Here is a 21,175-nt window from a genome sequence, read left to right as displayed (position 1 = left end):
TAAAACAATATGAAGAAGTATTTTGCTGGTTAAAATAAAGATGAGTCTTACATGTAATAAAAGACTATTCGTACGTACCGTATGGCGAAGCATTTTGATTGTTTTGCTATTACAAATGCTATGTGTATCTTTGATTTGGTTGTATTATTTTGTCCAGCCTCGTGGTTACCAAGCAACTTTAACATTTTCATTATCTGATTCTGTAGGAAAGCCATTACCAATTAAAAAGAAAGACAATGTTATCGCCTTTTTGTTTTCACAGCCTATGTTCTTCAATGATTCGAATTTTTCTTTAAGTGCTTCTTATAAGAAAAAAAATCATGAAAATATCCGTTTATCGCGTCATGGTGATTTTATCGATCTTACTTTTGAAGCCGAGACACTTGAAGCAGCTCAACGTGGGTTGGAAACTTGGTTTTCCGCATTTTCACAAGCAATCATAAAACAGAAACAATTCTTGTTAAATGATAAATTAGAAGACAAACAATATGATAATATTGCAATCCTTAATATCGTGCAGGAATTTCGTAAATCTATTGATTCTTTTATTCAGCGTGGTGTAAAACAAACAGAGCTTCATGATCTTTCGATGCAATTAACGCAAGCAACTTTAAAGCGTATTCATTTAACAAGTTTGAATTCAACGATTAACATGATGCGTGAAAATGGGCAGTCTTTACTGTCTTTATCGTTTATTGCAGGCAATTCAGCAATTGCTGCTCTGGAATCTAAACGTGATCTCTTGGAAACACAAAGAGCACATATGGCTGTGCAATTAGGGTGGACACATCCTCAAATTAAAGCGATGACTGCAGAATTAGAGACAGTTTCTCATCAATTAAAAAATAAAATTTTACAAATCGTTTATCAAGTTCATTCAGATGAGGTTATTGCAACGGAATTAGAAAAACAGCTCAAAAAAAGAATGAACTTTTTTGTAAAAGATCAATCCCAATCTTTGAATGAAATATTTAACGAGTTTGAAAATAAAATAAAAGTAGCAGTCGATGCCCAAAATGAAGCGATGAGCAAGTCTGCTCAACGAAGAGAAAAAATTATTGATTCATATCGGAGATTGAGTGATGATCCTCTTCTCTTACAAAATACAAATATCCACGTGGTCACGCCAACAACGTTAGCACCAATTTCTTTTATGGCTCTTTATGGAAAAAATATTCTTGTGAGTGCATTGGTCAGTTTCCTTACTCTTTTGCTAGGAATATTGTTATTCTATCCGTGCTTTAAAAGGAAAAAAGACCAAATCTCAGAAGAGGATTTGAGATCAAAAGAAAATGATCTTAAGAAAAATGAGAGTATTTTAGTCTCTCAAGAAATGAAAAATTTTGAAGCTTTTATTACGATAGAGGGATTATCTGATGTTTTGAAATGGCGTGCTTCAACCATTATTTCAATCATTGGACCAGAAGCTGCACGGACAGCGGCAAAGCTTTCACTTCATCTCACAAAAGAGAACAAAACAATTTTGTTGGTCGATATTTCTGGTCAACAAATAGAGAAAGTCATAGGCCCACATCGCGGACTGAGTGATATTTTAACGGGCAATGCCAAGTTGCATGATGTTATTTACCGTGATTATGATACGGGGGTTGATATTCTTCCTCAGGGGTTAACAAGTGCTATTTCAGCACAAGATTTTTCAAATGATATTTTTCATATATTACAAGAATTTAAAAAAGAATATGATTTTATCATCCTAGAGATGGCAAGCGAACCCAAATATGGGTTTGAGCAATTTGCAGAGCTAACAGACTATTATATTTGTAATACTGTTCTTAATAAACAAGAATGGATGATGCGTATGGTAGACAGCTTTCCAAAGACTGTTTATCGCGTTGTAGCATCATAAGCTTCGTAAAAAAGAAATATGTATCGCATGTTATAGTGGTACGCTTGTTTTTTGCTAAAGTTGTAGTACATACTAAAATAGACAAAGAGTTAATGTTTAAATTTTAAAATGCATTTTAGTTGGAGAGAAGCGTGGGGCAATCAGAGATGGCAGTAAAGAGATTAAACAATAGCATTTTAACGCCTGTGCAAAAGGAAAATAGAAAACATATACAGGTGTGGCTTTACTCTATTTTATTGCTTTGTTTGGCAATTGTCTTAGTAGGTGGCGCTACTCGTTTGACGGGATCAGGATTATCTATAACGGAATGGAAGCCAATACACGGCGTTATTCCACCGATTGGTGAGGATCAATGGCAAGAGGAATTTTTAAAATATCAACAAATAGCACAATATAAGCTGCTTAATCCTGATATGACCTTAAGTGCTTTTAAGGTCATTTTTTGGTGGGAATGGGCGCATCGTGTTCTTGGGCGTCTTGTTGGTCTTGTCGCTTTATTGGGGCTCATTTGGTTTTGGGCGACTAAGCGTGTTGAAAAAAATATCTTACTCCCGCTTATTGTTGTACCTATTCTTATCGCCTTTCAAGGCTTTATTGGTTGGTGGATGGTTGCTTCAGGGATTGGGCAAAGTAATTTAACAAGTGTGAGCCAATATCGTTTGGCATTTCATCTTATAACAGCATGTTTTGTTATTGTTTTTGTTACTTATTTATCTCGAGGGCTTGCAGAATATTCAGAAAAACCAGCAAATAAAAAGGTGCAATATTTTGCGGCATGGCTTGTTATTCTCGTCTTGATAGAGATTTATTTCGGAGCTTTGGTTGCAGGGCTTCATGCTGGAAAAGTCTATAATACATGGCCCCTTATGGATGGGCAGATTATTCCTGATGGATTGTTGCAGCATCGTCCTGTTTGGCTCAATTTATTCGAAAATTCCTTAATGGTTCAATTTATTCATCGGTTTTTTGCTTATTTTTTATTGATTGCCTCGGCTATTCATGCTTTCTATGTACAAAAAAATGCTCCACATTCAACTCATTCTCGTCGTGCATTTCTTATCTGTGTTATGATTATTATCCAAGCAGTCTTGGGTATCTTAACACTGTTACATGAGGTTCCGATAAGTTTGGGGCTCATTCATCAAAGTATGGCATTAGTCGTGTTGTGTTTTGTTGTTGCACATTGGCGAGCAACAAAAGGGGCTTATCGCGTTGTTGAATAAAAGTTTGTGGGTAGGGAGGTTTAGTCGCTTGAAAGCATTAAATCGAGGTTTTGGATAGCTGCAGCTGATGCGCCTTTTCCTAAATTATCGAATATGGCGCTGAGATTAAAAATACCTTCACGATCATTTCCAAATACGAACAGTTTCATACCATCTTTATTGGCTAAACACTCTGGATTAAGTCTTTGAAGTGAAGCAGTTTCTTCTTGTGATGCAACTAAAATGGTATTTTGTCCATCGTAATGGTTTGCGAGAATTTCGCGCAAATCAGAACAGTTTGCTGATTTTGTGAATAAATGGCGATGCAGAGGAAGATTCACAATCATTCCTTGGGGAAAACGACCCACACTTGGTATAAAAACTGGGGGTTGATTGATTTGTCCATAGATTTTAATTTCTGGCACATGTTTGTGTTCAAGATTAAGACCATAGATAAAATAATTGTCCTGAATATTTTGTTGAGATTGATTTTCCATTTGTAAAATCAACTGTTTTCCACCACCGGTATAGCCGGAGATTGCATTAATCGAGATGGGATAATCGGCGTCTAGCAGTCCTGCTTCACGGAGTGGGCGAATCAAACTAATGGCACCGGTAGGATAGCATCCGGGATTGGTTATATAATGTGCTGCTTGGATGCGCTTTCTTTGTCCTGCTGTCATTTCAGGAAAACCGTAAACCCAGTCTGGTGCAACACGGTGGGCTGTCGAGCTATCAATAATCCTAATGTTTTTATTTTTTTGAAGCCAATGAACCGTTTCGCGTGCAGCATCATCTGGAAGACACAAAATAGCAATATCGGCTTGATTAAGATAGTCTTGTCGCAGATGAACATTATGGCGATCTTTATGAGCAAGAGAGAGTAGTTTTAAATCTGTACGCCTTTCTAAGCGTTTTTGTATTTGTAGTCCGGTTGTGCCATGTTCACCATCAATAAAAACTTTGGTTAGCATTTTTATTTGCCTTCGTATTAACTTTGCCTATTATATTCAGCTTTTCACATTATAAATTATTTTTAATCATTAAATTATTGAATTTCTTTAGATTATAGATATTTTTTGTAAAAGGTGTAAACAAATAAGAGTGTAAAAAAAGAAATGTAATCTCATTTTTTACTATTCTCGAGAGGAAAGTTTTTCGCTGTTTTTATAACAAAGAATAAGATAAATATTTGCCTCATTATTTTTGAGTGTAAGTAGTTTAAAATGTTTGGTTTGCATGGTTTGCTGTGTTATCGTTCCTTGACTTTATTTTTTTATGTTAGGAATGTGTTTTATGACTCAGCAAGAAAATGACGCACAAAAGCGCTTTTTTAATGATAATTTACAAACTGTTGATGGTGCAATTTTTGACGCAATTAGAGGGGAGTTTGAGCGTCAACAACATGAAATTGAGCTTATTGCTTCAGAGAATATTGTTTCAAGAGCGGTCCTTGAAGCGCAGGGGTCTGTTTTAACCAATAAGTATGCAGAAGGTTATCCAAGAAAGCGCTACTATGGTGGGTGTCAATTTGTTGATGTCGTTGAAGATTTAGCTATTGAAAGGGCAAAACTGCTTTTCGGTGCTGCGTTTGCGAATGTACAGCCTAATTCTGGTAGCCAAATGAATCAAGCTGTCTTTTTAGCTTTACTTCAGCCTGGTGACACATTTATGGGGTTGGATTTAAATGCTGGAGGTCACCTTACGCATGGTTCACCTGTTAATATGTCAGGAAAATGGTTTGATGTTGTTTCCTATGGTGTGCGTCAAGAAGATCAGATTATTGATATGGATGAGGTTGAGCAGCTTGCAAAAGAACGTAAGCCAAAACTTATTATAGCAGGGGGCTCATCTTATCCACGGCTATGGGATTGGGAAAGATTCCGTGAAATTGCAGATGAAATCGGTGCTCATTTACTCGTTGATATGTCTCATATTGCTGGTCTTGTTGCTGGTGGCGTGCATCCTTCACCTGTTCCACATGCGCATATTGTAACAACAACAACACATAAATCGCTTCGAGGTCCTCGGGGTGGTTTAATATTGACAAATGATGAGGCTTTATCCAGAAAAATTAATTCTGCAATTTTTCCTGGTCTTCAAGGTGGTCCTTTAATGCATGTGATTGCCGCAAAGGCTGTTGCGTTTGAGGAGGCTTTGCGTCCCTCTTTCAAGAGTTACAGTGCCAATGTTGTCGCTAATGCGAAAACTTTAGCAAAAACATTACAGGGTAATGGTTTTAATATTGTTTCTGGTGGTACAGATAATCATTTGTTGTTGGTTGATTTACGTTCTAAAAATCTAACAGGTAAACGTGCTGAATTGGCTTTGGGACGCGCTCATATTACCTGCAATAAAAATGGCATTCCTTTTGATTCTGAAACGCCATCTATAACATCGGGAATTCGTTTGGGATCACCTGCTGCCACGACGCGTGGTTTTTTAGAAAAAGAGTTTATTCAAGTTGGTCATCTGATTTCAGAAGTTCTTGATGGTCTTCGGAGTGCAAAAAGTGATGAAGATAATCATGCCGTTGAAATGGCTGTTGAGAAAAAGGTAAAAGATATAACGAATCAATTTCCTCTTTACTCTTATCTTAGCACTCGTTAAGGATACAAAGGATGCGCTGTCCTTACTGCCAATATGAGGATACACAGGTCAAAGACTCTCGTCCAGCAGAAGAGGGGGCAGTGATTCGCCGCCGCCGTGTGTGTTCCGTTTGTGGTGGTCGTTTTACAACTTTTGAACGTGTTCAGTTGCGTGAGCTCTTGGTTGCTAAAAAAAGTGGACGATGTGAACCCTTCGATCGTGATAAGTTAATGCGATCAGTTGATGTGGCTGTACGTAAGCGCAATATTGATCCTGATCATATTGAACGAGCAATTTCTGGCATTGTACGCCAGCTTGAAAGTTTGGGAGAACCAGAGATTTCTTCAGAAAAAATTGGGCATCTTGTGATGGAAGCATTGAAAAGAATTGATGATATTGCTTATATTCGTTTTGCTTCTGTGTATCGAGATTTTCGTAATGCAAGCGATTTTCACGATGTTATAGATGAATTGTCAAAGGGTATCGCGGATACAGAATCTCGTTTTGATGAATAAAAAAGTGCAAGATGAACGGTTTATGGCTGCAGCTATTCGTTTAGCAGAACGTCATGTCGGTCTTACAGGTGAGAATCCTTCCGTTGGTACGTTAATTGTGCGAAACGATAATGGTGCTGTGGGGGCTTTTATTGTTGGCTATGGCGTAACAGCTATTCATGGGAGTCCTCATGCGGAAGTGCAAGCTTTACACATGGCAGGTTCTTTGGCTCAAGGAGCGACTGCTTATGTTACTTTAGAACCTTGTGCGCATTATGGAAAAACTTCGCCGTGTGTGAATGCGCTTATTGATTCAGGTGTTTCTCGAGTTGTTATTGCGCTGACTGATTGTGACAAGCGTGTTGATGGTCATGGTATTGCTCTTTTGCGAGCGGCGGGTATTGAAGTGGTTGAGGGCATTTTAGCTGAAGAGGCTTTTGAATCCTTATGGACGCATTGGTGCATAAGGAAGATACAACGCTGTGCGGTCACTTTTAAAATGGCAATTTCTGCCGATAATGGTGTTGGAAAAAGAGAGAAGGGCAGCGTAAAAATTAGTGGAACACTTTCTCATGCCCATACGCATATTCTACGTGCTCAAAATAATGCTATCCTCGTTGGTATTGGTACTATATTAGCAGATGATCCACAACTCAATTGCCGCTTGCCAGGGATGGAAATGCGCTCACCAATTCGTATTATTTTGGATGCAGATTTATCTATCCCCCTTGATGCAAAAGTTGTCCAAACAGCCATAAAAATTCCTACATGGGTTATTTGTGATGTGGATATTTCAAAGAAAAGCAAAAAAAAATGCATTGGAGCAATATGGTGTGTCTGTTTATTCGGTCGAGATGAACAATGGTTGTGTAGAACCCTTTGCTCTTTTACAGATGCTTTATAAACATGGGATTAATAGTGTTTTATTGGAAGGGGGTGTCAAGACAGGGGAAAAATTTTTGAATGCTGGTTGTGTTGATCATTTGATATGTTTTCATACCCCCATTGTTTTAGGCAAAAATCGTATTGAAGCCCCTCATTTTGGAAATTATCTCTCGCAGTTTCATGAGATTGAGACAAGAATGTTTGGAAATGACCGTTTTTATAAGTGGAGACGTAAGACATTATGTTCACAGGAATTATAACGGATATTGGTTGTGTTGAAGATGTTCAACCTTTAAAGCAGGGGATGCGTTTAAAGATTTCTACCCGCTATGCTATAGAAAGCTTAGCAATTGGGGCGTCAATTGCTTGTTCAGGAATTTGTCTGACAATTGTAGAGCGAGGATTAAAGCAAGAAGATTCCAATTGGTTTGTTGTCGAGGCGTGGGAAGAAACATTACGTTTAACGAATCTTGCACAATGGATAAAAGGAACTTTTGTTAATTTGGAACGTTCGCTTCGATTGGGTGATGAAATGGGAGGACATTTAGTTTCTGGTCATATTGATGGTTTGGCTGAAATCATTGATCAAAAAAATGAAGGGGATGCAATTCGCTTTTATTTAAAAGTTTCAAGACAATTTATGCCTTTCATTGTTAATAAGGGATCTATTGCACTTAATGGGACATCTTTGACTGTTAATGGTGTTGAGGATTGTGTTTTTGATGTTCTTATTATTCGCCATACACTTGAAATGACAACGTGGGGACAAGCTAAAATTGGAGATCGGGTCAATTTGGAAATTGATCAACTTGCTCGTTATGCTGCAAAACTTTTTACTTTAAAAAGAGAAGATGAATAAGCCAACACTCTATTGATCGTTTTCAGAATTTTATGCTTTATAACTTTGATTTTTTTGATTCGTTTTTTGTGGAATTCCATTATGATGAAAGAGATAGGTAAAAAGCCTCACGTATTGATTGTTGAGGCACGTTTTTATGAGGGGATTTCTGATGCACTTTTGAGAGGTGCAGTGAATACTTTGCAAAAAGCTGAAGCAAGTTATGATGTTGTAACGGTTCCTGGAGCATTAGAAATACCAAGTGCAATAGCTTTTGCTGAACAAAACAAGATATCGTATGATGGTTATGTTGCTCTTGGTTGTGTTATTCGGGGTGAAACATATCACTTTGAAATTGTTGCTAATGATTCTTGTCGTGCATTGATGGATTTAACTGTTCATCAGCACTTGGCTATTGGAAATGGTATTTTGACTGTTGAAAATGAAGAACAAGCATGGGTGCGTGCAAAACTAGATGATAAAAATAAAGGTGGTTTTGCGGCTGAAGCTGCTTTATGTATGATCGCTCTAAAAAAGAGATTTGGAGATAATCGTTAAATATGGCTGATATAAAAAGCAGACATTTTCCGCGTTCAGCCAATAAACGTGGAGCAGCAAGACTCGCTGCAGTTCAAGCACTCTATCAAATGGATATCGTGGGTTCGGGGGTGATGGAAACGGCAGCTGAGTATGAGGCTTATCGTTTGGGAAAAGATATTGATGGAGATCAATATCTTGAAGCTGATTTTCAGTGGTTTTTGGCTATTATAACGGGTGTTGTAAAAGATCAAAAGCAGCTTGATCCGCTGCTTCATCAACAGCTTTCTGCAGAGTGGTCTCTTTCACGTCTTGATTCTATATTGCGAGCAATTTTACGAGCAGGTTTATGGGAGTTGATCAACCGTAAAGATGTTCCCGTTGCAGTTGTCATGAATGAATATGTTGACATAGCAAAGGCGTTTTTTGAAGGTGATGAGCCAAAACTTGTTAATGCAGTTCTCGACAGTATGGCAAAAAAAGTCCGCCTCTAAGAGCTACAAATCCCTATTATAGATCTGATATTATCAGACCTATAATATTGAAACGGTATGCAGACTATATAATTTAGTTATGGGGTGGCAAATTCACAGGGCCTTTTATAATTTGAATTAAGAAAGGATGTTCTTTCGTTACAGTTGGTGTTGTTTGTGTAATAAAATCAAACACTTGACCGTCTTGTAATCCGTAATTTGCAACTTTTGCAACCTGATTATTTTTATTGAAGTAAATGGCTAAAACTTTGCGATCAATAATCTTTGTTTTCATAAACTGCATCCCACGATAACGTGTCTGTGAGATGTAATAAAAAACTTCATTATCATATTTTGTTTTTAATGAAGGGGTCCCTAAAGTTAAAAGAACTTGCTCTTGACTTGAGCCAATAGAGATAGAACTTAGAGCATTTTTATCAAGAACATAGCCCTCTCTATAAATTTGGCTCGAACCTGAAGAATCAAGAAGGCTACACCCAGCAAGCATTCCTATGCTTGCTATTGATAGACCAATCAATAATTTACGTTTGATTAAGGCTATTATGTGAGGCATTTGAAACAATGGTATCTCCTTTTTATACTGAGATGTAGGACAAGAAGGCAACCTCAAGTTTTTTCTAATTTTAACTTAATCTACCGTAGCTTACACTGAGTTTCCCTGTTATAAAGCAAATTATGCCATATAGAATTTCTTTAGAAAAGAAAAAAATGCATAAATACTTGAGATAAATAAAAACATAGTGCTTTACGCGTTTTTATGTTTGGGAGTTGTCAATGAATGTTCAAAATGTTCCTCAAATGACATTTGCTTTGGCTTATCCAATATCTGTACGTTCTCTACCTGCTAAAGGTATAAGGGTTCATTTTTGTGCAAACAAAAAAGAATGTACACATTTAGCCCAGAACCATGATTTAATTGAAGTAAAATCTTGTGAGGGAAAATTCCATATTTTCCCGTGGAAAAAACGCGGAGTGCGTATAAAAGGTCTGTTGCAAGCGCGTATACTACAGTTATGTGTTGTTACATTAGAACCATTAGAAAATATCCTTTGTGAAAATATTGAGGTTGTTTTTGTTCCTGAAGATTCAAATTTGATGAAGCCCCAAATATCAGAGGATACAGGGGAATTGTTTTTAGATGTGGAGGGGCTTGATACTCCTGAAGTGTTTTATGATGATAAAATTGATATTGGCGCAATCATGGAAGAGTTTTTTGAGTTGTCTATTAATCATTATCCACGTAAAGAAGGGATAAAGATGAATATGGGTGAAAATTTAGAAGAAGCAGAGCGAAAATTCTCTCCATTTTCTGTTTTGAAAAATTGGAAGTGATTGTAGAAACATACAAAAAATATCTATTGTATGCTAAACGGTATTTTCTGCGGAGCGATTTTCGCAAGATGTGCTGTGTGAGTATTCAGGAGCCAAAAATCATAATATGTATTTAAAGATGTAAATGAAAAGATGTGGGATATGCAAGCGTGATTAGAATTTCTGTGGATGTCATGGGCGGTGATTACGGTCCAGAAGCAGCTATTGCAGGAGCAGCAATTGTACAAAAATATTTATCAAATATTTATTTTCTATTTTATGGAGTAGAGGAGGCTGTTCGTCCGGTTTTAAAAAAATATCCCTGTTTGGATTCTGTATCGCGCTTTTGCCCTACAGAAAGTTATACACGCATGGATGAAAAGCCAAGCCAAGCACTTCGTAATGGACGTGGTAAATCATCAATGTGGTACGCCATTGAAGCGGTAAAAAATGGTGAAGCTGATGCTTGCATTTCTGCTGGTAATACGGGTGCACTCATGGCCATGTCTTATTTTTGTTTGAAAATGCTTGCAGAGGCTGAACGTCCTGGTATTGCGGGTATCTGGCCAACACTGCGCAGTGAGAGTATTGTTTTAGATATTGGAGCAACAATTGGTGCCTCTGCTAGTCAGTTGGTTGATTTGGCGGTTATGGGAGCAGGTATGTTTCGCGCTTTATATCACACTGAAAGACCAAGTGTTGGGCTTTTAAATGTGGGGGTGGAAGAGGTTAAAGGACTTTATGAAATAAAAAAAGCAGGAATGATATTGCGTGAAGTGCAATTAGAAGGATTGGAATATAAAGGATTTGTTGAGGGCAATGACATTGGAAAAGGAACAGTCGATGTTGTTGTGACAGAGGGGTTTTCTGGTAATATTGCTTTAAAAACCGCAGAAGGAACCGCGCGACAGATAGGAGAGATTTTAAACTCTGCAATGCGCAGTTCTTTTTTAACATCTCTTGGTTATTTTTTATCACGGGGTGCTTTTCGTATACTGAAACATAAAATGGATCCTGATAGGGTGAATGGAGGAGTTCTTTTAGGTTTGAATGGTGTTGTTATAAAAAGTCATGGCAGTGCTAATGCTAATGGCTTTGCTTCTGCTATCCGCGTTGGTTATAAAATGGTTAATAATGGACTTTTACAAAAAATAACGGCTGATTTACGGCGATTTCATGAAAATAAAGCAACACTTTTTGACCAAGAAGATGAAGCGGTGATGAATGGAGAGTCCTTATGATAAGCTCTTATAATAGAAATAAAAAATTTGAAGAAAAGGTAAGAGCTGAATGATTCGGTCAATTATACGTGGTGTAGGAAGTGCTTTGCCGAAAAGAAGTTTATCAAATGATGAGATTGCAAAGTTTGTTGAAACGTCAGATTCATGGATTGTTCAGCGTACAGGAATACGCCAACGTTATATTGCCAGTGAAAATGAAACAACTGTTTCTTTAGGAGTTGAGGCTGCGCAAGCAGCACTTACAAATGCTGGTTTAACAATAAAAGACATCGATTGTATTATTTTAGCAACGTCCACCCCGAATCGTACTTTTCCTGCTTCTGCTGTTGAAATTCAGCATGCTTTGGGAATGAGCCATGGATTTGCTTTTGATATTCAAGCTGTTTGCTCTGGTTTTATTTTTGCTTTAACAACAGGAGATTCTTATTTACGGTGTGGAGGGGCTAAAAGAATTTTAGTTATTGGATCCGATACATTTTCTCGAATTTTAGATTGGGAAGATCGTACGACATGTGTTTTGTTTGGTGATGGTGCTGGTGCTGTTATTTTGGAAGCACTAGAAACTGAGGGTGATATTGCTTTTGAGCGTGGTATATTGTCTGCGAAATTGCGCTCTAATGGTGCTTATATAGATAAGCTATATGTTGATGGTGGACCTTCAACAACACAAACGACAGGCTATTTGCGTATGGAAGGACGAGAAGTTTTTAAATATGCTGTTGGTATGATAACGGATGTGGTTGATGATTGTTTTGCAGCTGCAGGTATGGATTCTTCACAACTAGATTGGTTTGTACCTCATCAGGCTAATAAGCGCATTATTGAAGCATCTGCTAAAAAGCTGGGAATTTCACTAGATAAAGTTGTGATTACCGTTGATCAACATGGTAATACGTCTGCTGCATCAGTTCCGTTGGCTTTAACAACAGCTGTTTGCGATGGAAAAATAAAAGAAGGAGATCTTATCATGTTAGAAGCCATGGGAGGTGGATTTACATGGGGAGCAATTCTTATTCGTTGGTAAATTATGGCTACTTGACCATATTTCAAGAAAACGTATAAGTCATTTTGTAATTTTTAATATTTTAATAGGTGGTTATAATGACAAGTAAGACAGTAACGCGTGCAGATTTAGCGAGCGTAGTTTGTAAAAGAGTGGGCTTGTCACATACTGAATCAGCAGCTTTAGTCGAATTGGTTTTGGATGAGATTTGCAACTCACTTGTAAGAGGTGAAGCGGTTAAATTATCTTCTTTTGCAACTTTTCAGGTTCGCAGTAAAAATGAACGTGTTGGACGCAATCCAAAAACAGGTGTTGAAGCACCGATTCCGCCGCGACGTGTTGTGACGTTTAAGGCTGCCAATGTCCTTAAACAGAGAATTTTAGATTCGCATCGTGCAAAACAGAAAAAATGATATCTCATAAATAAATGCCATGGTATGTTTGGTATTTGTTAAAGAAATGTATAAAATAAGGGTCTTTATTTTTTAGAAAAAGACTGGTGAGTAAGGTATCAATGATGGTCTTATTTTTGACTAATCTTGTTGAGAAATTGAGACAGAATGAGTCATTGTGAAGTAATTTATTTTGTTTTAAATAAGGTGTTACAAAATGGATAAAAGCTCTGATGCTTTTCGCACAATTAGCGAAGTAGCGGAGTTATTGGAGCTTCCGCAGCATGTCTTAAGATTTTGGGAAACACGTTTTAGGCAGATTAAACCAATGAAACGTGGGGGAGGAAGGCGCTATTATCGTCCGGTCGATGTTGATTTGCTCAATGGTATCAAGCAGTTACTATATGATCAGGGTTATACAATAAAAGGTGTGCAACGCCTTTTGAAAGAAAATGGTGTTGCTTTTGTGACTGCATTGGGTAATGGTGATCTTGATGCTATGAATGTGGTCATAGAGAAGAAACATGCAGGACAAACTTCTGAAAATGCTAGCAATAAGCCTAAGAAATCTTCTTTTGGGCTTTTGAGTTTCATGAGGAATGAGGGAGAAACATCTGTCGGTTCTGTGAATCTTTACAAAGATAAAACTGATAAAGCATTGTTACAAGAAATTCTGTTTGAACTCATTGAATGTAAGCGTGTTCTTGATAGAGCACGATAATAATATTTTTTTATTTTATATGTGTTTCGTAGATATTTAGATGTTTTATGGATGTGCACAGAATTTTATACGTTCAACGAGTAGTCATATATCGTATGTGTATATTTAACGAGTTTTTTATAAGAGTTTTTCATTTGGTAAAACATGAAGAAGAGAAAGAATAAACGCTGAGTTTTGCCATTTTTTTTGATTTGGCTTTATAAAAATTAAGGCAATATCTCATCAGTGTAGATTGCGGGATGTAGAATGCCATTAGCTTACCAATTCATGTGCTTGTTTTAAAGAGATGTTTCTTAAGGCTTCTTAATCTTATTTTACCATAATGCCTCGTGAATGATTAATGGTAAACTCGTTGAGTACCGCTATTTTTATACTTATGAAGGTTCAAGTCGGCATCATCATTATAATTATAGCCTGTTCTCAATAACTGCAACAATTCTTAGCACTTTAGGCGGTTCATTGTAGGCATTTTAAAAGTCCTTTCTCAATAATTTTTATCCACACACTCATTCCGCTTGTTTCGTGCAAGCAAATGATTTTGATAGATTCAACATAAACATATTAAAAATAAGAGAAGCCTATGATATTCGAAACCTTATTTAATATGAATAACGATATATTATCATTATAAATCAATATCTTGTCCTTTTTATAAGGGCTTATCTTACGAATAAGAAATATCATTGTTCAGCTAATTTTACATATTTTTTATTAATAAATATAATCTTGTTTTCAGTTTTCTTGCTTGATGTTGCTATAATTATTGTAATGATCTATCCATGATAATAGCAGCATCTTTTCATTATAAAGGTAAAAGATTAATGTTATTATTAATATTCAATTGTCTATGATTTTTGCAATTTAAACAGCTCATAGCTTACATTCAACTTTTTCACCAATCTACCTTGTAGAGGAAGAGCACGTTATTCTTTCTGGTGATAGGTCATTGTGCATGAAACAAAAACACACTACAATATCAAATTATTTTATTTTGTACAAAAACTGAAGATTTATAGTAAAAAATTAACGTATTACCATCTTCTGTGGTATTATGCATTTATTACACGTTGCAAATCTGGAGGTGTTGCTTCATTTGAGAGTTGTTTAATCACATCTTCTACAGATAAAAGGGTTTGATTTGTACTTCCTAAGCGGCGCATATTTACGCTGTTTGTTTCAGCTTCACGTTTGCCACATACCAAAATTACGGGGACTTTTTGTAAAGAATGTTCTCGTATTTTATAGTTAATTTTTTCATTGCGGAGATCTATTGTTGCGGAAAGCCCAACAGCTTTAAGTTTTGCTGTTATTTTTTGGGCATATTCATTTGCTTCGGAGGTAATTGTTGCAACAACAATTTGTTCAGGAGCAAGCCAAAGTGGCATATGTCCAGCAAAATTTTCAATTAATATACCAAGAAAACGCTCCATTGATCCAAAAATAGCACGGTGGATCATAACAGGCTGACGTTTTTCTGAATCTTTATCAATATAGAATGCACCAAAACGTTCAGGGAGATTAAAGTCTATTTGTGTTGTTCCACATTGCCATTCACGACCGATAGCATCCTTTAATGTATATTCAAATTTTGGACCATAAAATGCTCCTTCACCTGGAAGGATGCTTGTTTTGATTTGTCCTGCAAATTTTGTTTCAATCGTTTTAAGGACAGATTCCATGATACTTTCTGCATGATCCCATAATGCATCAGATCCAACTCGTTTTTCTGGACGGGTTGAAAGCTTAAGACTAATTTCTTTAAAACCAAAATCGGCATAAGTTGATAAAATAAGATCATTAATACTGAGACATTCATCGGCTAATTGTTCATCAGTACAAAAAATATGCGCATCATCTTGTGTAAAACCACGCACACGCATAAGACCATGTAAAGAGCCTGAAGGCTCATAACGATGAACAAGTCCAAATTCAGCAAGTCTAATAGGCAAATCACGATAAGATTTTAAACCATGTTTAAAAATTTGCACATGACCAGGGCAGTTCATTGGTTTAAGGGCATAAACATTCCCATGATCTGAATCTTCTTCTGCTGAAATTACTTTGAACATATTCTCCTTATACCAACCCCAATGGCCAGATATTTCCCAGAGTGACCTATCGAGAACTTGTGGTGCATTAACTTCAGCATATTGATGATCATCAAGGCGTCTACGCATATAGCTGATCAAATTTTGGAACATTTTCCAACCTTTTTTGTGCCAAAAAATCATTCCTGGCCCTTCTTCTTGAAAGTGAAATAAGTCCATTTCACGTCCCAAGCGGCGATGATCACGTTTTTCAGCTTCTTCTAGCATATGGAGGTAGGCTTTTAAGTCATTTTCATTTGCAAATGCTGTTCCATAAATTCTCGTGAGCATTGGATTATTGGCATCGCCACGCCAATAAGCTCCTGCAACTTTCATTAATTTGAAAGCATTCCCAATTTGCCCTGTAGATTGCATGTGCGGTCCGCGACAAAGATCAAACCACTCCCCTTGATAATAGATTTTTAAATCTTGATTTTCAGGAATGCTATCAATAAGTTCAACTTTATAAAATTCCTTTTTCTCAGAAAAAACTTTTCTTGCTTTTTCACGAGACCAAATTTCTTTTCTAAAAGGTTTATTGCGTTGGATAATTTCACGCATTTTCTTTTCAATGACGGTGAGATCATCTAATGTGAAAGGTTGTTGGCGTGCAAAATCATAATAGAATCCGTTCTCAATGACAGGACCTATTGTTACTTGCGTTTCAGGAAAGAGCTCTTGCACTGCTTCAGCAAGGACATGGGCGCAATCATGCCTTATGAGCTCAAGAGCGCGTGAATCTTCTCGGGTAATAATTTCTACTTGACCAGATTGTCCCAATGGATCCGATAAGTCTCGCGTGATACCATCAAGACTATAGGCGACTGCTTTTTTTGCAAGTGATTTAGAAATAGATTCTGCTAATTCCAAGCCTGTCATTTCGGCGGGGTAATTACGTTTTGAACCATCGGGAAAAAAAAGAGAAATAGAGCAAGACATAAAAACACCCTTTTAATCCAATTCCGCTAACGATTGCGGATGGTTTCGTGAAAATTGAGTAAAAAGCTTATAGACTAATTTTTTATCAATACATGTGAAAAAAGAAAAGGATTATTTGTTGTGTTTGTCAGAAATTTTCCAGTAACGCCAAGGTTTATAAAAACAGCAAGAATTTCCAAGCGATGGAGGGACTGGATCAAAGCCATCTGTTCCAAAGGGCCCACAACGCATGATACGAAAGAGTCCCATCCATGCACCAGCCCAAAGCCCATGGCGTGCAATCGCTTCATATGTATATTCTGAACAAGTCGGAGCATGGCGGCACTGATTACCTATAAGGCTCGAAAGTGTTATTTGATAGAACCGTATTAAGAAAATACCCAATAATCGTCCGGGTGTTTTTTGCCAAGTACCTGTGTAATTCCGAGTCAACTTTTTTTGTCTAGATTGTGATTTGAACATTTATTTTTCTTCAATTTTTTGAATGCAGTCTATCATTGCATCAAAGGGTAGTAGTGTTGCTGCATGGCGCACTTTATAGTCTTTAATGGGCTGTAAGCAAGAAAAATCCTCAAATGGAGCTTGAGGAGAAGGACCATTTTGCGTTAGCATTTGGTAGATAACTTCACGCAATATTTTAAGATCTTGAGTTGTTTGTCCGATGATATGAGATGCTAAAAGTGAAGCTGAAGCTTGCCCTAGCACACATGCATGTATTTCGTGAGCAAAATCGGTAATAATACTATTTTCCACTTTTAAATCTACAGTGATTGTCGAACCACAAAGGTGTGCATGTTTTCTTGATGTTGCATCAGGATTATTAAGACGCCCAATTTTGCCTATATGTGCAGCATATTTAAGTATTTTATCATTATAGATAGTATCAATCATGCGCTATTGCCTGAAATTTTGAAAGTCGTGATTGTTTAAACTTTTAATTCGCTTATATAGAGATTATACAAAATGAGATAGGTATGGAGCAAATGCTTTGTATAGAGTAAGCTTGGAGTTTTTGAATGCGTAATGTTGTTAAAGAAGACGCAAATTTATCTGAAAAAAAGCGTCCGAGTATTGAAAAGGTGGAAGAAGCGATTCGTACATTACTCTTATGGATAGGGGAAAATCCAAATAGAGAAGGGCTTTTAGATACTCCAAAACGTATAGCCAAGGCATATCGCGAGCTTTTTAATGGTTATAGTCAATCGGTTAAAGAAACCTTAGGTACAGTTTTTGAAGAGGTTTCAGGATACAATGAAGCCGTAATCGTAAAGAATATACCTTTTTATTCACACTGTGAGCATCACATGATCCCAATTATTGGGAAAGCACATATAGCATATCTTCCTAATGCAAAAATTGTTGGTCTTTCAAAAATTGTACGTGTTGTAGATATTTTTTCTCGTCGTTTACAAACTCAAGAAGCTATGACAGCGCAAGTGGCTCACGCGTTAAAAACGTATCTGAAGCCTCATGGTGTAGCAGTATTGATTGAGGCTGAGCACATGTGTATGGCTATGAGAGGAATCCAAAAACAGGGCTCTACAACAATTACAAAAAACTTTCATGGTTATTATGAAAAAGATCAAGCGGCACAAGCACATTTTATGATGATGGTTCAAAGGTCATAGTAAAGCCCATATTTCTCGTAATCTTTATTAAGTTATAAAGCATCCGGATAAAATAAATTATGAGAAAAAGAAAATTGGCTTGTACCTTTCTTTATGATTTGTTAAAGGCTAAAAACCAAGATTTTTTCTTTCCACGTGCGGTCGTGGCGGAATTGGTAGACGCGCAGCGTTGAGGTCGCTGTGGGGCAACCCGTGGAAGTTCGAGTCTTCTCGACCGCACCAGTTAGCAGTGAGTCTCTCCATAATGAGATGAAGTTATGTTAGAGAGAGGGGATTTATAGGCATTATAGAAAAATCTTTTTTGTATGTTATTTGTTGGTGTGTTGCCAATAATGTTTCGTTTTTTATTACTTTATCTATGCATTTGAAATGTTATATTTTTATAAGGTGGGGTGAAGTTGCAGTGAGAAGTATAATGATTCTGAGATATTTAACACTTCTTATTTGTATTTCTTTATTATCAGCGTGTAGTGATTCACGTGCTGTACTTTGGCATGGGGTGCATGCAACACCTTCTATGACTGCCGTAGAAAGGGAAGTTGAAGGGAAACCAGTTTCTCCAAAAGCCGTCGTTCCAGTGTATGTTGCAACAAGTCGTATGATGCAAAATAATTACGCTCAACCTTATGGTGCAGAGCGATCAAATAAAGTTCATTATAATCGCGTTGACGTAGGAATTCCTCAGCAACATGTAAAGGGAGTTGTTGAAATAAATGCCTATAAACCTACGCATGATAAGTATTTTGCAGCAGTAGCATTGCAAAAATACGATAATAAAGAACAGTTTAAACAGCAATTAAATGCTGCTTTAGCAAAAAAGCCAAAAGGAAAAAGAGAAATTTTTCTTTTTATCCATGGGTATAATAATAATTTTGCAGATGGTACATTTCGTACAGCACAATTTACACACGATTATTCTTTAAATGTTGTCGCTGTGCATTATTCTTGGCCTTCGGCCGGATCAGTTCCTCTTTATATTTATGATCGTGACAGTGCTAATTTTGCCCGTGACGGATTGATAGAGCTTTTAACACTTATTAGTGAAACCAATGCTGATCAAATTTCGGTTATTGCACATTCTATGGGCAATTTTGTTATAATGGAAGCATTTAGAACGTTAGCGTTACAGGGAAAATATAAGCCTATTCGTCGTATTACAAGTTTATTAATGGCTGCACCAGATATTGATGTTGATGTATTTGAGCGCCAACTTAATGATATAAAAAAACTTCCGCAGCCAACCGCTATTTTAGTATCCAGAGCGGATAAAGCTCTTGCGGTTTCAGGACGTCTTACGGGTGGACATCATCGTGTGGGCGATGGCTCAGATATTGAAATGTTGCGTAAAAATGGAATAGCTGTTCTTGATTTTTCTCATGTGGATGGGGGAGCACACAATGTCTTTGCATCTTCGCCAACGTTGATGGCTCTTTCTCGAGAAGGTTCTTTGGCTTCCACAATTATGCAAGGTACAGAATTGTCACCTAGTCAAGCCCTTCTTGCTGATGGTAGTAGTGTGTTGGAAAAAACAACACATCTTATCCTTTATACACCTGTACGTTTTCTCTCTCCACGGATTCCACGTTGATCGTGAAAAGAGAGAAGGGGCTCCATCGAATAATGTATTGGAGGTAATATTTTTTAGCACTTTCTTTAGAATGGTCTTGTAAAATGAAAAATAAATAGCGGGATGAATGTAAAAAACAGTCATTAGGTGAGTTTGTGATGATTGCACGGAAACGCTATGTTAATACGCCTACAGTTGTTGATTATTTATCTCATTCCGCAATTAAGTTATTAGACATTCATGCTATGCTTGTGAAGGTGAGAAAAGGTGATATGGGGGAAAAACCAAATTTATTGCGTCAAATTGATTCTACAAAAAAACAGTTAGATGAGATAAGCCATGCTCTTATTTTAGAATATCGTAAACGCCAAGAAAATGAGCGTTTTTTAAAACAAATTCTGCTATCCATTTCTGATCAACTTTTTGCACTTAATAATGGTTTTAAGGAAACAGGACGTCTTTTTTTTCAAGAAGTTAGAATTCTTCAATCTCAGATGCAATGTTTATATGAGGGAAAGGAGAGGCTGCATTTGTTGAATAGCCAAGAATCTTTTTGTTCTCCGTCAAAGATTGATGAAGTCATTAAACAGTTACAAAAAGCACGAGAGAAGCTTATTCTTGAAAGCCCACATCTCTTTGAAAAAAGCACAAAAGCTAAACAATAAAAGTTCTTTAGTTGAGCAGATAGATAATTTGAATTTTACAGCAAAAACGCTGTTAGATAGAAGGCTATAACCTTTTTAAAGCAAATTCTTTTCTTTAATAAATGAAACACATGCCTTATATCTTTGCTAAAGTTAAGGCTGATGAATTAGGTGGCTTTATTGAAAAAAATGTTTGTGGAAAGAATTTTACAAAAAACTTTCTGATTCTTTTAATAATAGCCCGCCGGATAATTTTACCAATGTCATAAAGTTGTTAGTATATTCATTAGGCAAATAAAAAGCAAGTAAAATAAAATAGTTATGTCTAATATAAGGGAATAGGTGAATCTTGATTCTATTGAGTTTTTTTGCCTCTATCCCTCATCTTTTTGAAGCTTTTTTATCGCCTCTATAGCTAACCTTTTACGGTCTGCACTCTTTGTGTAAAGAGATGCCATAGCATCATTTGTCCAGCCAAAAATTGCTTTGAGTTGTGATACTGTTGCACCAGAATTAGCTGCGCGTGTTGCTGCTAATTTTTTTAAGCCATGTGCTGATTTTTTGATTTCTGCTACGTTACAAGCCTCACGAAAAAGGTTGCCAAAACTTTCTTTAACTAGTTTTTTACCTTCTTTACCACAAATGAATGTTTCTTCTCCAATAGGACCAGCTTCAAGCGTTTTGGCTAATTCCGGTAAAATAGGTAGAAAGACATCTGTTTGGAATTTACTTTTCT

Annotated in this window: 21 protein-coding genes, 1 tRNA gene and 1 pseudogene; 17 read left to right on the top strand and 6 right to left on the bottom strand. The window is 36.8% G+C overall.

What is annotated here, in order from left to right; all coding sequences use genetic code 11:
• Positions 1-40: 40 nt before the first annotated feature.
• On the top strand, positions 41-1,867 hold the full coding sequence (locus tag ACFIMM_RS02340; protein ID WP_375638201.1) for a hypothetical protein: 1,827 nt from the start codon (positions 41-43) through the stop codon (positions 1,865-1,867).
• A gap of 146 nt (positions 1,868-2,013) precedes the next feature.
• Positions 2,014-3,090, top strand: a complete 1,077-nt coding sequence (locus tag ACFIMM_RS02335; RefSeq protein ID WP_375629412.1) for a COX15/CtaA family protein — start codon at positions 2,014-2,016, stop codon at positions 3,088-3,090.
• A 20-nt stretch (positions 3,091-3,110) separates the two neighbouring features.
• Here the strand turns inward: ACFIMM_RS02335 and argC are convergent, their stop codons facing one another.
• Entirely contained in the window at positions 3,111-4,043 is a 933-nt protein-coding gene (argC, locus tag ACFIMM_RS02330) for an N-acetyl-gamma-glutamyl-phosphate reductase (RefSeq protein ID WP_375613064.1), read from the bottom strand.
• Positions 4,044-4,365: 322 nt separating this feature from the next.
• Here argC and glyA point away from each other — a divergent pair, with 322 nt between their 5' ends.
• The 6 genes and pseudogenes from glyA to nusB all read left to right on the top strand — a co-directional run bounded on the left by glyA (position 4,366) and on the right by nusB (position 8,906).
• Positions 4,366-5,679 (top strand): serine hydroxymethyltransferase, encoded by a 1,314-nt coding sequence (glyA, locus tag ACFIMM_RS02325; RefSeq protein ID WP_375629389.1) that lies wholly within the window; start codon positions 4,366-4,368, stop codon positions 5,677-5,679.
• Between the two features lie 11 nt (positions 5,680-5,690).
• Entirely contained in the window at positions 5,691-6,173 is a 483-nt protein-coding gene (gene nrdR / locus ACFIMM_RS02320) for a transcriptional regulator NrdR (RefSeq protein WP_375611570.1), read from the top strand.
• Positions 6,166-7,297, top strand: a pseudogene (gene ribD / locus ACFIMM_RS02315) (bifunctional diaminohydroxyphosphoribosylaminopyrimidine deaminase/5-amino-6-(5-phosphoribosylamino)uracil reductase RibD). The gene nrdR and the pseudogene ribD overlap by 8 nt, the downstream one beginning before the upstream one ends.
• A complete protein-coding gene (locus ACFIMM_RS02310) occupies positions 7,279-7,896 on the top strand; it encodes a riboflavin synthase (protein ID WP_375611571.1) in 618 nt (205 codons plus the stop codon). Before ribD ends, ACFIMM_RS02310 begins: the two are co-directional and overlap by 19 nt.
• Before the next feature lie 81 nt (positions 7,897-7,977).
• Positions 7,978-8,433: a 6,7-dimethyl-8-ribityllumazine synthase gene (locus tag ACFIMM_RS02305; protein WP_375611572.1), complete on the top strand. Its 456-nt coding sequence runs from the start codon at positions 7,978-7,980 to the stop codon at positions 8,431-8,433.
• 2 nt (positions 8,434-8,435) lie between these two features.
• The gene (gene nusB, locus ACFIMM_RS02300; RefSeq protein WP_015856452.1) at positions 8,436-8,906 is read left to right on the top strand and encodes a transcription antitermination factor NusB; all 471 of its coding nucleotides are present in this window, start codon (positions 8,436-8,438) and stop codon (positions 8,904-8,906) included.
• Positions 8,907-8,979: 73 nt separating this feature from the next.
• Here the strand turns inward: nusB and ACFIMM_RS02295 are convergent, their stop codons facing one another.
• Positions 8,980-9,459 (bottom strand): outer membrane protein assembly factor BamE, encoded by a 480-nt coding sequence (locus ACFIMM_RS02295; RefSeq protein WP_375611591.1) that lies wholly within the window; start codon positions 9,457-9,459, stop codon positions 8,980-8,982.
• 221 nt (positions 9,460-9,680) lie between these two features.
• On the opposite strand from ACFIMM_RS02295, the gene ACFIMM_RS02290 reads away from it, so the two are divergent.
• The 5 genes from ACFIMM_RS02290 (at position 9,681) to ACFIMM_RS02270 (ending at position 13,574) form a co-directional block, all read left to right on the top strand.
• Positions 9,681-10,238 carry a DUF177 domain-containing protein gene (locus ACFIMM_RS02290; RefSeq protein ID WP_375679305.1) on the top strand — a complete coding sequence of 186 codons (558 nt, stop codon included), beginning with the start codon at positions 9,681-9,683 and terminating at the stop codon, positions 10,236-10,238.
• A gap of 149 nt (positions 10,239-10,387) precedes the next feature.
• Complete coding sequence (plsX, locus tag ACFIMM_RS02285) at positions 10,388-11,458, top strand: phosphate acyltransferase PlsX (RefSeq protein WP_375613059.1); 1,071 nt, start codon at positions 10,388-10,390, stop codon at positions 11,456-11,458.
• Positions 11,459-11,507: 49 nt separating this feature from the next.
• The gene (locus ACFIMM_RS02280) at positions 11,508-12,482 is read left to right on the top strand and encodes a beta-ketoacyl-ACP synthase III (RefSeq protein ID WP_375629381.1); all 975 of its coding nucleotides are present in this window, start codon (positions 11,508-11,510) and stop codon (positions 12,480-12,482) included.
• A 77-nt stretch (positions 12,483-12,559) separates the two neighbouring features.
• The gene (locus tag ACFIMM_RS02275; protein WP_273791377.1) at positions 12,560-12,874 is read left to right on the top strand and encodes an integration host factor subunit alpha; all 315 of its coding nucleotides are present in this window, start codon (positions 12,560-12,562) and stop codon (positions 12,872-12,874) included.
• A 196-nt stretch (positions 12,875-13,070) separates the two neighbouring features.
• Positions 13,071-13,574, top strand: a complete 504-nt coding sequence (locus ACFIMM_RS02270) for a MerR family transcriptional regulator (protein WP_375607116.1) — start codon at positions 13,071-13,073, stop codon at positions 13,572-13,574.
• Positions 13,575-14,623: 1,049 nt separating this feature from the next.
• Here the strand turns inward: ACFIMM_RS02270 and thrS are convergent.
• The 3 genes from thrS to ACFIMM_RS02255 all read right to left on the bottom strand — a co-directional run bounded on the left by thrS (position 14,624) and on the right by ACFIMM_RS02255 (position 17,491).
• Positions 14,624-16,600 (bottom strand): threonine--tRNA ligase, encoded by a 1,977-nt coding sequence (gene thrS, locus ACFIMM_RS02265; RefSeq protein ID WP_375611577.1) that lies wholly within the window; start codon positions 16,598-16,600, stop codon positions 14,624-14,626.
• Positions 16,601-16,711: 111 nt separating this feature from the next.
• Positions 16,712-17,062, bottom strand: coding sequence for a membrane protein insertion efficiency factor YidD (gene yidD, locus ACFIMM_RS02260; protein WP_375607118.1), 351 nt, complete (start codon positions 17,060-17,062; stop codon positions 16,712-16,714).
• Positions 17,063-17,491, bottom strand: coding sequence for an iron-sulfur cluster assembly scaffold protein (locus ACFIMM_RS02255; protein WP_375632205.1), 429 nt, complete (start codon positions 17,489-17,491; stop codon positions 17,063-17,065).
• Positions 17,492-17,616: 125 nt separating this feature from the next.
• Between ACFIMM_RS02255 and folE the strand changes: the two genes are divergently transcribed.
• The 4 genes from folE (at position 17,617) to ACFIMM_RS02235 (ending at position 20,460) form a co-directional block, all read left to right on the top strand.
• On the top strand, positions 17,617-18,228 hold the full coding sequence (folE, locus tag ACFIMM_RS02250; RefSeq protein ID WP_375613055.1) for a GTP cyclohydrolase I FolE: 612 nt from the start codon (positions 17,617-17,619) through the stop codon (positions 18,226-18,228).
• A 137-nt stretch (positions 18,229-18,365) separates the two neighbouring features.
• A tRNA-Leu gene (locus ACFIMM_RS02245) sits at positions 18,366-18,450 on the top strand.
• 193 nt (positions 18,451-18,643) lie between these two features.
• Complete coding sequence (locus ACFIMM_RS02240; protein ID WP_375611580.1) at positions 18,644-19,816, top strand: alpha/beta hydrolase; 1,173 nt, start codon at positions 18,644-18,646, stop codon at positions 19,814-19,816.
• A 137-nt stretch (positions 19,817-19,953) separates the two neighbouring features.
• Positions 19,954-20,460: a hypothetical protein gene (locus tag ACFIMM_RS02235; RefSeq protein WP_015856440.1), complete on the top strand. Its 507-nt coding sequence runs from the start codon at positions 19,954-19,956 to the stop codon at positions 20,458-20,460.
• Positions 20,461-20,813: 353 nt separating this feature from the next.
• On the opposite strand, the gene ACFIMM_RS02230 is transcribed toward ACFIMM_RS02235, so the two are convergent.
• Positions 20,814-21,175 (bottom strand): tyrosine-type recombinase/integrase (locus ACFIMM_RS02230; RefSeq protein ID WP_375692592.1); only part of this gene is annotated, 362 nt, incomplete at its 5' end.

Source organism: Bartonella sp. AP258QHHD (assembly GCF_042196145.1).
In the GTDB taxonomy this organism is placed as follows: Bacteria; Pseudomonadota; Alphaproteobacteria; order Rhizobiales; family Rhizobiaceae; genus Bartonella.
Note: the sequence above shows the minus strand (reverse complement) of the source record. Positions and strands in the feature narration are given on the sequence as shown.